Below are 12,301 nucleotides of genomic sequence, written 5' to 3'. Positions count from 1 at the left end.
GGCGGGCGGGGCGGGCAGAGGCCGGCGAGGCGGGCGGCCGGAACCTCGGCGGGAACCTCGGCCGGGTTCTGGCGCCGTCGACGGCGGCCGATGTCGGTGCGCCGTGAATGTCCGGGCGTCACCCCGGGTCGAGCCGGACGGTCAGGGCGGCCACGGCGTCCCGCACCGCGCCGGGGTTCTCGATCCACGGAAAGTGGCCGGCCCGATCGACGGTGCGCCGCAGGACGTGGGGCCCAGCGAAGCCGTCGGCCCGTTCCCACACGCGCTGGTCCACGACGCGGTCCTCGGCTCCGCTGACGATGAGGGTGGGGAGGTCGCGCGGCCGCCACGCCGCGCGGTACTCCGCGTCGAAGTGCGCGTCCGCCCAGGCGACGGCGTCGTGGCAGTAGGGGAGTGCGGCCAGCAGCGCCCGGCCGCGCGTCAGGCCGGCGGCGGTGAAGTTCCACGGCGCGGCGGCCAGGGTGAGGTCCCGCAGCGTCCCGTCGCCGGGCGCGGCGGCGTACCGTCGCGCGGCGTCCTCCAGCCCGGGGACGGGATGCGCTCCAGCCCACTCCTCGAAGGCGTGACGCCAGCCCGCGTCCGGCGCGCTGCTGACCAGCACCAGTGCCGCCAGGCGCTGTTCGAGCGCCGGGACGAACAGGGCGAACATGCCGCCGGTCGAGTGGCCGACCAGGACGCAGCGGTCCAAGCCGTCGAGGGCCTCGGCGAGCACGTGCGGCCAGTGCTCGTAGGGGCGCGGCGGGACGGCGGCGTGGCCACGGTTCGAGCCGTCCCCGGGCAGGTCGACGAGCCAGCTGGTCCCCGGGGCCGCGCACACCTCCGCCAGCCCGGCCAGCGACTCGGACCCGAGCCCGGGACCGCCAGGGACGAACAGCCAGTTCCAGGGGCCGTCGCTCGCGGCCACCCGGCGCAGCCGCACCCCCGACCTCGTCCACCGTTCGTCCACCGCGGCCTCCTCGGGCACTCCCGATCGTTTCCGGAGCGACGCTACCTCCCATCGCGGGTCCGGCCCGTACACCGGGGTCGGGCACGAAAGATCGGGCAGGGAGGTCGGGCCGGTCAGGCCGGGCGGACGGCCCGGTAGTAGCTGACCTGCCCGAGGAACCGGTGGCGGCGGGTGTCGACCAGGACGGAGTCGAGTCCGGCCGCGTCGAGCAGCCGCAGGATGCCGTCGCCGGAGCCCGCGTCCCGCTCGTCCCGCACGTTCCGCTCGTCCTGCTCGCCCCCGGCTTCGCCGGTGTGGTGGGCGTGGTCGGTGAAGTGGCCCGACGTCATCAGGCGACCGGCCAGACGCCCGTGCAGCCCGTGCCCGCCCCCGAGCGGGCGCCCGTGGAAGTCCACGACGTGCAGGCTGCCCCCGGGGCGCAGCACCCGCCGCACCTCGGCGGCGGCTTCGGTCTTGGCCTCGTCGTCGAGATGATGGAGCATCAGCGCCGACAGCACCCGGTCGAAGCCGGCGTCGGGGTACGGCAGACGCTGGGCGTAGCCGCGCTCGAAGCGGACGCCGGCGAGCCTGCGGGCCTTGCGCTCGGCGGCGGCCAGCGCGAGCGGATCCGGGTCGGAGCCGACCACGTCCACGCCGGGGTGGGCGCGCTTGGCGCGCAGGGTCAGGTTGCCGGTGCCGCAGCCGATCTCCAGCACGCGCTGTCCGTCGGCGAGGCCCGCCTGCGCGATGAGGGTGCGGTGCAGTTCTCCCGCGCCCAGCAGCGCGGTGAACCGGTCGTAGAACGGCAGGAAGGCGTCCCGCCCGGCGGCGGGCAGGTAGTCGTGGGGCTGTGCGGAAACCTTGGTGGGATGATTCTTCGCCATGCCTCCCATGGTGGGCCCGGGCTCTCCTGCGAAGTTGTTCGATTGTCGGCAGAACTAGGACTATCTTCGACTCCATGCCTGACATCGCGAGTCCGGTGCGCTTCCGCGCCGGCGTGCCCGTCTACCGGTACCGGTCGGACGCGGCGACGCCGCCGGTCTCGGTCCTGCGGTTCGATCCGGGCCGCCATCCCGGACAGGGGCGGCGCCACATCCACGACTTCCCGGTGCTCATGTACGTCGAGCGCGCCGGGACCGGGGAGCCGACCGGCCCGCTCGGGCCGCTGGCCGCAGGCGACGCGTTCGTGGTGGCCCCGGGCGCGGTGATCGACCCGTCGTCCGTCGCCGCGTTCGGCGGGGGCACCGGGGTCTTCTTCGATCCCGCCGCGCTCGGCGGCGACGAACAGGCGCCGTGGTCCGCCTGGCAGGCGCACCCGCTGCTGCTGCCGTTCCTGCACCGCATCCCGGGCGGGCTGCTGCGCCTGAGGGTGCCGCCCGCGCGGCAGCCGGTGTGGTCGGCGACGATCGCCGCGATCGAGACCGAGCTGACCGACCGCGCGGACGGCTACCGTCAGGCCGTCCTCGCGCACCTGACGCTCCTCCTCGTCGACGTCGCACGGCTGGCCACCGACGTGGTGGGCGACCTGCGCCGGAGCAACGAACCGCTGCTGGCGGAGGTGTTCGACGTGATCGAGCGGCGCTTCGCCGGACCGCTCTCCCTGCGCGACGTCGCCGACAGCCTCGGGCTGACCCCTGGCCACCTGACCACGGTGGTGCGCAAACGCACCGGACGCACCGTCGTGGACTGGATCACCGAGCGGCGCATGGTCGAGGCTCGCGGCCTGCTGTCCGGGACCGACCTGCCGGTGGCCCAGATCGCCCGCCGCGTCGGCCTGCAGGACGCGGGCTACTTCGCCCGCGTCTTCCGCGCGGGCCACGGCACCACCCCCCGCGCCTTCCGCGCCGCCGCCCGCGGCTGAGACCGCCGGACCGCCCGGATGCGACCGCCGGGAGGGACCCCCTTGACGGAACCGCGCGGGTGATTGTGGCATCCTCCGATGCGGACGTCCGGCCAGGAGGGTCGGGCGGTGCATGCTTCAGGAGAAGGGGGCGGGCGACGTGCTCGTTTCGGGGGGCGTTGGCGCGTTCGGTACGGTCTTCGGGCTGGTCGGTCTGCTCTTCGCGGTGATCGGCGCCGGCTCGGGCGTGGCGATCATGCGGCGATGGGTGGCGGTCCGGCGGAACCTCGACAGCGGGCTGGTGGCCGAGGGCGTGGTCCTGGACACCTACCTCGCGGTCCACGGCCGCGAGTCCGTCCGAACCGTGCGGCGCGCGATCATCGGCTTCCGGACCCCCGACGGAGTGGAGCACCGCATCGACGACGCCTCCGGGCGGCCGCGGGTGGTGGGAGACCATGTGACGGTGCGCTACCTGCCCGGGACGCCGGAGCGCGGAGTCGCCGCGGACGCCATGTCCGGCCGCTCGATCGCCGCGCCGTTGGTGTCGCTCGTGTTCCTGGGCGTCTTCGTGCTCATCGGGCTCCTCTTCGCCGCGATCGGCTTCGGCATCGCCGGTTTCGGGTTCGGCGGTCTCGGGTCGTGACCCCGGTCTCGGCCCGGAGGCTGTCGTAGGCTCCGCGGTTCCTGGTCGACCGGGTTCCTGGTCGGCCGAGGGAGGAGCGCCTCGGCCGACCAGGCGGTCTCAGTGGTCTCAGTGGTCTCAAGGCTCCGTCCCAATTCGCAGGTCAGCGCGCTGAGACGGTCTTGAAACGCTCGAGCGGCCGACGGCGGTTGTCCCGTCGGGTCGGCGCGCTGAAGGATGAGCGCGGCGCTGCGGGCGGCAATCCGTGCGGATCCTGGAGCCAGACCCCCGGAGTCGACTCCACGCCCTCGCCAGGGCTGTCTGATCCGCGCCGCTCAAGACTGTCCGCGGAACCCGACCCGCAGCGCCCCCGGAGAGAACGTGCGACGTCGGCGACGACCGTCGCGATCTTGGAGACCCTCATGCGCCTGCGCAGAACCCTGTCGGCCGGCATCGTCGCCGCCGCGAGCATCGCCGCGATGACCGTCGGGCGGCTGACGGGGCGACAACGTTGCCATGGGAGGCCGCGACTGACGGCTCCATGACATCGCGTCAGATACAGCCCTAAGCCTTGACGCTGTCCGGCGCAACGTGAGTCACTGCGGCAGTGTCAAAGTTGACAACGATGTCGATGTCCTTATCCCGTCAATCCCGGGCCGGGTGGCTGGCCGTGGCGGTGGCCGGTGCCCTGGTCGTGGCACTCACCCCAACCGCCGCCGCGCAGGCCGCAGCGTCGCCCCCGGCCGCTCCCGCTCCCGTCGCCGACCCGGCCGCGCTGGTCGATCCGCTGGTCGGCACCGGGAGCGGGGGAGCGGTCGTCGGCCAGGTCGACACCTTCCCCGGCGCGGACCTGCCGTTCGGCATGGTCCAGTGGAGTCCTGACACCCCGTCGCGGCCGGACGGCGGCGGCTACGACATCAACGACTCCAAGATCACCGGGTTCAGCCTCACCCACCTGTCCGGCCCCGGCTGCCCGATCGCGGGGGACTTCCCCATCCTGCCGATGACCGGCGCGCTGCCGACCGACCCCGACTCGGCCACCGCACCGTTCGCCCGCACGTCGCAGACCGCGCACCCCGGTTCCTACACGGTGACCGCCGCAGGCGTGCGCACCCAGCTGGCCGTGACCGCGCGCACCGGCGTCGCGCAGTTCACCTACCCGTCCTCCCGGCAGGCCCGGCTGCTGGTGAAGGTCGCGGACAGCGCCAACGGCAGCTCCGCCGCCGACTTCCAGGCCGTCGGCGACCGTGAGATCACCGGCTCGGTGACCAGCGGCCACTTCTGCGGCCAGCCGAACAGCTACACGGTGCACTTCGCCGCCCGCTTCGACCAACCCTTCACCGCCTCCGGCACCTGGGGCGGGTCCAGCGCCGCGCACGTCGCGACGCGGGCGGGCAGCACGAGCGTCAGCGAGCAGGGCCGGCAGAACCCGCGGTCGAAGAGCTACCCGAGCGCGAAGAACGCCGCCCCGGCCGCCTCCCAGGGCTCCGGCGTCGTCGCCGGCGGCTGGCTCACCTTCGACACCACCAGGAACGCGCGCGTCGGCATGCAGGTCGCCGTCTCGTACGTCAGCGTCCAGGGCGCGCTGGACAACCTGAACGCCGAGGCGCACACCTACGACGTCGGCGCCGTCGCGTCGGCGGCGACGGCCGCGTGGAACAGGCAGCTGCGCACCGTCTCCGTCGCCGGCGGCAGCCCCACCGCGCAGGCGACCTTCTACACGGCCCTGTACCACGCCTCGCTGGAGCCCAGCCTGTTCAGCGACGCCGACGGCCGGTACGTCGGCTTCGACGACAAGGTCCACACGGTACGGGCCGGGCACGCGCAGTACGCCAACTACTCCGGGTGGGACATCTACCGCTCGCAGACCCCGCTGCTGGCCACCATCGACCCGGCGGTGGCCGCCGACATGGCGACCTCGCTGCTCAACGACGCCGCCCAGGGCGGCTCCCTGCCCAAGTGGCCCTCGGCCAACGGCTACACCGGCGCGATGAACGGCGACTCCGCCGATCCCGTCCTCGCCGACACCTACGCCTTCGGCGCGCGGGGCTTCGACGCCTCAGCCGCCCTCGCCGACATGGTGAAGGGAGCCGACGGCGACACCGGCGCACCCGGACAGGGCTGGTACGTCGAGCGCCCCAACGGCGCGGCGTACATCAAGGACGGGTACGTGCCGAACACCGGCTCCGACTCGATCAGCCCGGTGCCCAACGGCGCCTCCGAGACGCTCGAGTACGCCCTCGACGACTTCTCGATCTCGCGGCTCGCGAAGAGCCTCGGCAAGGGTTCGGACGCCGCGGTTTTCGCGCGGCGCTCGCAGAACTGGGCGAACGTCTTCGACACCGCGAACGGCTACGTCGAGCCGCGCGACGCCGCCGGGGCCTTCCCCTCCGGGCCGCCCGTGAGCGTCTCGGGATTCGGGCAGAGCGGATTCCAGGAGGGCAACGCCGCCCAGTACACGTGGATGGTGCCGCAGAACCTCGCGGGCCTGGTCCAGGGCATCGGCGGCAAGAAGGCGACGGCCGAGCGGCTGGACACCTACTTCACCCAGCTCAACGCCGGCCCCGACGCGCCCTACCAGTGGCAGGGCAACGAGATCGCGCTCGACACGCCGTGGGCCTACGACAGCATCGGCGAGCCGTGGAAGACGCAGTCCGTCGTCCACCGCGTGATGAGTCAGCTCTACTCCCTCACCCCTGGCGGCGAGCCCGGCAACGACGACCTCGGCGCGATGAGCTCGTGGTACGTGTGGGCCGCGCTCGGGCTGTACCCGCAGACCCCGGGCGTGCCGATGATGGTGCTGGGCGCGCCGGAGTTCCCGAGCGCCACGGTCCACGGCGCGTACGGCAACCTGACGATCGACGCCCGGGGCGCGGGCGACGCCTACGTGAAGGCCCTGCACGTCGACGGACGGGCCACCGGCCGCACCTGGATCGACCTGACCCGGACACACCGGCTCGACTACACCCTCGCCACCACGCCGAACACGGGCTGGGGCGCGGACGCCGCCGACGCCCCGCCGTCGTTCGGCGCGGGCCCGGTCCACTTCCCGCCGAGCACCAGCGCCGCCCTCGACCTGACGCCCGGCCAGGTGCGCTTCGCCCCCGGGGGCGGCGCGAGCGTCGCGGTCACGGCCGACAACACGCGCGGCACCCGCCCGGCGACCGTCTCCTGGCACGCCGCCGCCCCGGCCGGACTGGCCGTCAGCCCGGCCGACGGCACGCTCACCGTCCCGGCCGGAGGCACCGCCCGCACCACCGTCGCGGTCGCCGCCGCCGGGGGCACCGCCACCGGCTACTACCAGGTGGCCTTCACCGCGCACGCGTCGAACGGAGCGGTCATCCCGGGATCCTCGCTGCTGACCACCATCGCGCAGCCCGGCCAGACGATCCCGACCGCCTACGTGACGAACTACAGCGACAACACGGTCACCCCGGTGGACACCCGCACCCACAACGCCGGACCGCCCATCCCCGTGGGCAGCGGACCGGACGGCATGGCGGTGGCCGGCGGCAGGCTGTTCGTCGCGAACAACAACAGCAACAACGTCACCGTGATCGACACCACGACCAACGCGGTCGTGGAAACCGTCCCCGTCGGGAACGTCGCCGCCGACCTCGCCGCGACCCCGGACGGGAGGACGGTGTGGGTGAGCGACTACGGCGACGGAACGGTCCAGCCGATCGACGTCGCGACGCTCACGGCGGGCGCGCCGATCGCGGTGGGCAGCCAGGCGGAGCGGCTCGCCGTCAGCCCCGACGGCAAGCAGCTGTGGGTCGCGAACCAGGGCAGCGGCACCGTCAGCGACGTCGACCTGGCGACGCGTTCGGTCGCCCACACCATCGCGGTCGGCGCGGCCCCGTTCGGCGTCGCGGTCACGCCCGACAGCAGCCGCGTGTTCGTCACCAACGGCGGCGGCTCCTCGGTGTCGGTCATCAGCGCCGCCTCGGACACCGTGACCGCGACGATCGCCACCGGTGCCGGGCCGCAGGGCGTGGCCGTCTCCCCGGACGGCACCACGGCGTACGTCGCGGACTCGGGGGCCGGCGGCATCACGCCGATCGCGCTCGCGACCGACACGGCAGGAGCCTTCATCCCGACCGGCGCCGGCGCGTACGCGGTCGGGTTCAGCGGCGACGGGTCCACGGCCTGGGTCGTGGACTCCGGCACCGACCAGGTCGTGCCCGTGGCGGTCGCCTCCGGCACCCCGGGGCTCCCGGTCACGGTGGGCAGCGTCCCCGACGGCGTGACGGTCGTCGGCTGACGGCCCCGTCGCGCATTCGCGCGACGTTCCCCACGGCCCCGTCGGCATCACGCCGACGGGGCCGTGGGCGTGAACCGTGGGCGCGATCCGGGGTGGATTGGTCTAGACGATATTGGTCTAGACCCCTTGACTGCCTCTTTCGAGTTCGGGTTCACTGAGCGACAGCGCCCCGCAGGTGTACATGCCATGTCGCCGCCTCGGGGCTCCGCGGGTTCCCCCACACCCCGTCAGGAAGGTGCACTGCCATGCCTCCCATCCCCACACGCGCACGGTTATGGTTCGCCTCGACAGCCGCGGCCCTGGCCGTCCTCGCGGTCTGCCTGCTGTCCCTCGGTTCCCCCGCCTCGGCCAACGTCGACGCCGCCGCCCGCTCGGCCGCAGCTGTGAGCTCGCTGCCCGCCTGTCCGTTCTGGGCAGCCGGGATCACGCCCCCGGCCCGCAGCACCACCCCGTGGGTGCCGCCGCTGCAGACCTCCCCGGCCGTCGACTTCTCCGCGCGCCCCGCCGCGCCCGCGATCACCGGTGCGCTCCAGAACGGACAGGTCACCATCACCGTCGCCCCGGTCCCGAACGCCGTGGCCTACAAGGTGTGGCGTGACGGCGTCGACATCGGCTACATCAGCTACTGGGGCCAGACCGGCCCGCTGACCGTCACCGACACCTCGCCCTGCCAGGGCGCGTACTACGACGTCGTGGCGATGTACGACACCAGCAACTCCGACGCCTCGCTCGGCCGACTCTCCGCCCCCTACTGGCTCGGCGCGGACGGCACGATCGCCCCGGGCGCGGGCAGTGTCCCTGCGGGGACGCAGATCTCCATGACCGTCACCTCGTACGACAACACCGGCCAGGACGCCTCCGGCTACAACGCCCAACTCGGCGTCTGCGCGACCGACCCGCGGGTGATCCCGTGGGGCACGTACTTCACCGTGCCGGGATACGGGACCTGTTACGCCGCGGACCTCGGCACCTGGATCCAGAACGACACCGTCGACGTCTGGCTGCCCGGCGACCAGGCGAACAACTGGGGCGTGCAGAGCAGGACGGTCACCGTCATCGCCGACCCCTACGCCGGCGGACCCACGCCGACCGCCTCGCCCACACCTTCGACAAGCCCGACGCCAATGCCAACGCCGACCCCGAGTGCCAGTGCGTCCTCGTCGCCGTCGGCCAGCCCCACCCCCTCCCCGACGGGCGCAGGGACCTGCGCGGCGGTGTGGAGCGCGTCCACCACGTACACCAAGGGCGCCGTGGTCTCCTACGGCGGCGAGAACTACACCGCCACCTACGTCTCGACCGACGCCGTCCCCGGCGCGCCCACCTCCTGGGCGGTCTGGACCGCGAACGGCCCCTGCACCACGTGAGCTGACCGGGAGCGGCGAAGCCGTTCCTTCCCACGCAAGCGCCTCGGGCCCGCCGGCCTCGCTCGGCGGGCCCGAGGCGTGACGGCAGGTGTGGATCCCGGAACCCGGGCCGGTGGCCGGAAGGGCGCCAGGCTCACTTCTGGGGCGGGCTGTCCCAGCTGTAGAGGTCGGGCATGTTGTGCCGGCCGCCCGAGTTCTGGTTCTGGATCTCGGCGTTGGCGGTGTAGGACGTGCCGTCCTTGAAGACCACCAAGCAGCGCAGGTGGGCCGTGTCGCCGCGCATGGTGTCGTGGACGTGGGGCGTGCAGGCCACCGAGGCGACCGGCCGGTGGTCCGTGTTCGTGATGTGGGACTTCATCGCGTCCTGCAACTCGGCGTAGGCGTCCGTGTTCGGCCCGCATCCGGCGGCTGCCCCCACCACGACGGCAGCCACCGCGAGGAGCCCTGCCCCCCGCCGCGACGGTCTTGCCGCACCCTGCCCACGAAGTCGGGCCATTCCCGTCCCCCTCATCCCCAGAACTCCTGCTCGCTCGGTCCAAGGGCCCAGAGCGTAGCGGAACGCACATCGGTTGCCGGGGTTGCCGTCGGACGCAATCGGCCGACCGCCTCCCCGGCAACCGCGGGGAGGAAGGAGTGCCGGTCAGCGCAGCCCGGCGAAGAGGTCGTTCTCGGGGACGGGCGCGCCGGTGGTGTCCTGGACCCGGACGAAGGTCTCGACGCCCATCAGCTCCGTGAACTTCTCCTTGCCCATCCGCAGGAAGAAGATGTTCTCGCCCTGGCTGGCGTGCGCAGCCAGCGCGTCGAACTTCTCGCCGCCGAACTCCCTGGTGTCGACCCAGGTGGTGATCTCCTCGTCGGGGAGCCCGATCTCCGGCATCTCGGCGGACCCGTCCCCCTCCGGCTCGTCCCAGTCCGCGCCGAACTCGCGCATGACCTCCCCGAAGCGCTGCATCATCGAGCGCGGGGCCGTCGTCCAGTACACCTTCGGCGTCATCCCCGTCATCGCCAGCGCCGCCATCGTGATGCGGTTGGCCTGGATGTGGTCGGGGTGGCCGTAGAACCCGTTCTCGTCGTAGGTCACCACGACATCGGGCTCGTAGCGCCGCAGCAGCTCGGCGAGGCGCGCCGCGCCCTCCTCCACGGGCGTCCGCCAGAAGGAGCCGGGGGCGTCGTTGGCCTCCCAGCCCATCATCCCGGAGTCGGCGTAGTCCAGCATCTCCAGATGAGTGACCTTCAGGACCTCGCAGCTCGCCTTGAGTTCCTGCCGCCGCATGGCGGCCACGGCCTGCGGGTCGTGCCCGGGCTCACCCGGCTTCACGCCCCCCGGTCCGTCGCCGCAGGCGCCGTCGGTACACGTGACGAGTACCGTGCGGGCGCCCTCCTGCGCGTAGCGCGCGAGGACGCCTCCGGTTCCGGTGGCCTCGTCGTCGGGGTGGGCGTGCACCGCCATCAGCGTCAACGGCCGGTCGTTCATCAAGCAGTCCTCCGGTGCGATACGTGCGTGGTCCGAGCCTGCGGCGCGTCCCCGGGCGGTGGCCGCGGCATCGGGCGGCGACCGGGCGTGCAGCAGACCCGAGGGCCCAGGATCGCGCCCCGGCGGTCGGCCTGTCGATCTCCACCCCGCCCGGCGCGCTCAGCTGGCCCCTTCCCAGGTGCAACACCATCGACCGGACCGGCTGTCCCGCCGCCCGCCGCCCGCCGCCCGCCGCGGGCCGCGGACCGCGGTCCGCAACGCCGTGACCCGTGACAACCAGGGGTTGACAGCGACAACCAGGGGTTGTCATCGTGGGAGGCATGGCAGAGAAGAGGGATCTTTCCCGGTACGAGTCGACCATTGAGCAGATCAAGGAGGCGCGCGAGCAGGCCATCCACCACACACGCCTGGCCCGACAGTTCGCCGCGGAACGGCGCACCTTGATGCAGAGCCTCCTCGACCAGGGGGTGTCGCAGTCCGACATCGCGCGTGAGCTCGGGGTGACCCGCCAGGCCGTCCAGAAGATGCTGGCCTGCTGAGGCGCGCGGACCGAGTCGTGACCAACGCGTGTCTGGCGCGGCGTCACTGAACGGCCCGAGACAGGGTAGAAGCGCGTCGGGGGTGGGGTGGTCGCAGTGCCCTGTCCCGGTGCTTGCCCGGAGGAGGGTGGCGTGGACGTGAAGAACCGGCGCCGGGTGCCGTGGTACCTCAGCATCCCGATCACCATCGCCGTGATCGCCGCGCTGTTCCTGGCCGCGGGCCGTTTCCACTGGCTGCCGGGCCTGCCCAATCCCTTCGGGGAGCAGGCGGTGGACCGCAGCGGGCCCGCCGTGCTCCAGTCCGTGCAGGACATGAGCCGCTTCGAGGGCGCGGCGGGCAACTTCCAGGTCGTGGTCGACCTGGACAAGGAGGCGACGTTCATGCCGTCCGCGCTGGTCGGCAGCCGGACGCTCTACGTGGCGGCCGGCAGCGTGGACTCCTACGTCGACCTGTCGCACGCGAAGGTGACGGTCTCCTCGGACCGCCTCTCCGCGTCCATCGCGCTGCCCCACGCACAACTGGCCGGGGCGGCCCTGGACGCCAAGCACTCCTACATCTTCGCCCAGCAGCGCGGCCTGTTCGACCGCATCGGCCAGTTCTTCTCGGGCAACCCGAGCGACCAGCAGGCGCTCAACGTCCTGGCGGTCAACCACATCCAATCCGCCGCGGCGGCCAGCGGGCTGACGACGCGGGCCCAGCAGAACACGACCGTGATGCTCCAAGGCCTCCTGAAGTCACTCGGCTTCACCCGCGTCACGGTGACCTACCAGTGACCGACCTGCGACCCGTGGCGTCCGGAGCCGGCTGCGTTCAGCGTTGAACCGCTAGCCTCGGGCGATCCGGAGCGAGCGCACCACCAGTGGAGCCTGGAGTGGCACCCGGCACCACGCGGCGGCGCGGAGCACGGGGGAGCGGTCGTGCCAGTCGAGCGCCATCTGCACGTTGGCCGGGAGCACCGCGAGGAAGAGGCCGGCGGCCAGGCGGCCGCCGGTCCTGCGGGTGCGGGGGTGGGCCAGTGCGGCTGCGACGGTGAGTTCGGCGGCGCCGCTCAGGTAGGTCCAGGTGCGCGGCCGCCCCGGGAGCATCCGGGGCACCATCGCGTCGAACGGCTTGGGCGCGACGAAGTGCGCCACCCCGGCGACGGCGAGCAGCCCCGCCAGGGCGGCTGCGGGCGGGGCGGACGTGCTCTCGCTCATGGGGCACCTCATGGGTCGGACCGGATCGGACCAGACATCTACTGGCGGGTAGCAAAGCTACCGTCCGGACGCGCCC

11 protein-coding genes are annotated in these 12,301 nt (G+C 72.9%); 6 read left to right on the top strand and 5 right to left on the bottom strand.

From position 1 onward, the window contains the following. Nucleotides 1-118 precede the first annotated feature (118 nt). Both TR50_RS24085 and TR50_RS24080 read right to left on the bottom strand, forming a co-directional pair. A complete protein-coding gene (locus tag TR50_RS24085; RefSeq protein WP_160311171.1) occupies nucleotides 119-946 on the bottom strand; it encodes an alpha/beta fold hydrolase in 828 nt (275 codons plus the stop codon). 113 nt (nucleotides 947-1,059) lie between these two features. Continuing rightward, the gene (locus TR50_RS24080; protein ID WP_042425615.1) at nucleotides 1,060-1,809 is read right to left on the bottom strand and encodes a class I SAM-dependent methyltransferase; all 750 of its coding nucleotides are present in this window, start codon (nucleotides 1,807-1,809) and stop codon (nucleotides 1,060-1,062) included. A 74-nt stretch (nucleotides 1,810-1,883) separates the two neighbouring features. Here TR50_RS24080 and TR50_RS24075 point away from each other — a divergent pair, with 74 nt between their 5' ends. From TR50_RS24075 to TR50_RS49810, 4 genes are all read left to right on the top strand, one after another. Further along, complete coding sequence (locus TR50_RS24075; RefSeq protein WP_042425611.1) at nucleotides 1,884-2,786, top strand: helix-turn-helix transcriptional regulator; 903 nt, start codon at nucleotides 1,884-1,886, stop codon at nucleotides 2,784-2,786. Nucleotides 2,787-2,898: 112 nt separating this feature from the next. Further along, nucleotides 2,899-3,408: a DUF3592 domain-containing protein gene (locus TR50_RS42905; RefSeq protein ID WP_052441285.1), complete on the top strand. Its 510-nt coding sequence runs from the start codon at nucleotides 2,899-2,901 to the stop codon at nucleotides 3,406-3,408. A gap of 673 nt (nucleotides 3,409-4,081) precedes the next feature. Further along, nucleotides 4,082-7,651: a GH92 family glycosyl hydrolase gene (locus TR50_RS24060; RefSeq protein ID WP_160311170.1), complete on the top strand. Its 3,570-nt coding sequence runs from the start codon at nucleotides 4,082-4,084 to the stop codon at nucleotides 7,649-7,651. A 245-nt stretch (nucleotides 7,652-7,896) separates the two neighbouring features. Then, the gene (locus tag TR50_RS49810; protein ID WP_052441283.1) at nucleotides 7,897-9,015 is read left to right on the top strand and encodes a 3D domain-containing protein; all 1,119 of its coding nucleotides are present in this window, start codon (nucleotides 7,897-7,899) and stop codon (nucleotides 9,013-9,015) included. A gap of 133 nt (nucleotides 9,016-9,148) precedes the next feature. Here the strand turns inward: TR50_RS49810 and TR50_RS24050 are convergent, their stop codons facing one another. Together TR50_RS24050 and TR50_RS24045 are read right to left on the bottom strand one after the other, a co-directional pair. Beyond that, a complete protein-coding gene (locus TR50_RS24050) occupies nucleotides 9,149-9,448 on the bottom strand; it encodes a hypothetical protein (protein ID WP_152648594.1) in 300 nt (99 codons plus the stop codon). Nucleotides 9,449-9,655: 207 nt separating this feature from the next. Next, nucleotides 9,656-10,489 (bottom strand): PIG-L family deacetylase, encoded by an 834-nt coding sequence (locus TR50_RS24045; RefSeq protein ID WP_042425599.1) that lies wholly within the window; start codon nucleotides 10,487-10,489, stop codon nucleotides 9,656-9,658. Nucleotides 10,490-10,809: 320 nt separating this feature from the next. Between TR50_RS24045 and TR50_RS24040 the strand changes: the two genes are divergently transcribed. Both TR50_RS24040 and TR50_RS24035 read left to right on the top strand, forming a co-directional pair. Further along, nucleotides 10,810-11,028: a helix-turn-helix domain-containing protein gene (locus tag TR50_RS24040; protein ID WP_042425596.1), complete on the top strand. Its 219-nt coding sequence runs from the start codon at nucleotides 10,810-10,812 to the stop codon at nucleotides 11,026-11,028. 132 nt (nucleotides 11,029-11,160) lie between these two features. Continuing rightward, nucleotides 11,161-11,802, top strand: coding sequence for a DUF4230 domain-containing protein (locus TR50_RS24035; protein ID WP_236654569.1), 642 nt, complete (start codon nucleotides 11,161-11,163; stop codon nucleotides 11,800-11,802). 51 nt (nucleotides 11,803-11,853) lie between these two features. Here the strand turns inward: TR50_RS24035 and TR50_RS24030 are convergent, their stop codons facing one another. After that, complete coding sequence (locus TR50_RS24030; RefSeq protein WP_042425593.1) at nucleotides 11,854-12,225, bottom strand: DoxX family protein; 372 nt, start codon at nucleotides 12,223-12,225, stop codon at nucleotides 11,854-11,856. Nucleotides 12,226-12,301: the final 76 nt, after the last annotated feature.

It is taken from the genome of Streptacidiphilus anmyonensis (assembly GCF_000787855.1).
Lineage (GTDB): Bacteria > Actinomycetota > Actinomycetes > Streptomycetales > Streptomycetaceae > Streptacidiphilus > Streptacidiphilus anmyonensis.
Note: the sequence above shows the minus strand (reverse complement) of the source record. Positions and strands in the feature narration are given on the sequence as shown.

Excerpts from the sequence above, each read along its gene's own strand:
- TR50_RS24045 (WP_042425599.1), bottom strand. The coding sequence starts at position 10,489 with ATGAACGACCGGCCGTTGACGCTGATGGCGGTGCACGCCCACCCCGAC.
- TR50_RS24030 (WP_042425593.1), bottom strand. The coding sequence starts at position 12,225 with ATGAGCGAGAGCACGTCCGCCCCGCCCGCAGCCGCCCTGGCGGGGCTG.
- TR50_RS42905 (WP_052441285.1), top strand. The coding sequence starts at position 2,899 with ATGCTTCAGGAGAAGGGGGCGGGCGACGTGCTCGTTTCGGGGGGCGTT.
- TR50_RS24040 (WP_042425596.1), top strand. The coding sequence starts at position 10,810 with ATGGCAGAGAAGAGGGATCTTTCCCGGTACGAGTCGACCATTGAGCAG.
- TR50_RS24080 (WP_042425615.1), bottom strand. The coding sequence starts at position 1,809 with ATGGCGAAGAATCATCCCACCAAGGTTTCCGCACAGCCCCACGACTAC.
- TR50_RS49810 (WP_052441283.1), top strand. The coding sequence starts at position 7,897 with ATGCCTCCCATCCCCACACGCGCACGGTTATGGTTCGCCTCGACAGCC.
- TR50_RS24075 (WP_042425611.1), top strand. The coding sequence starts at position 1,884 with ATGCCTGACATCGCGAGTCCGGTGCGCTTCCGCGCCGGCGTGCCCGTC.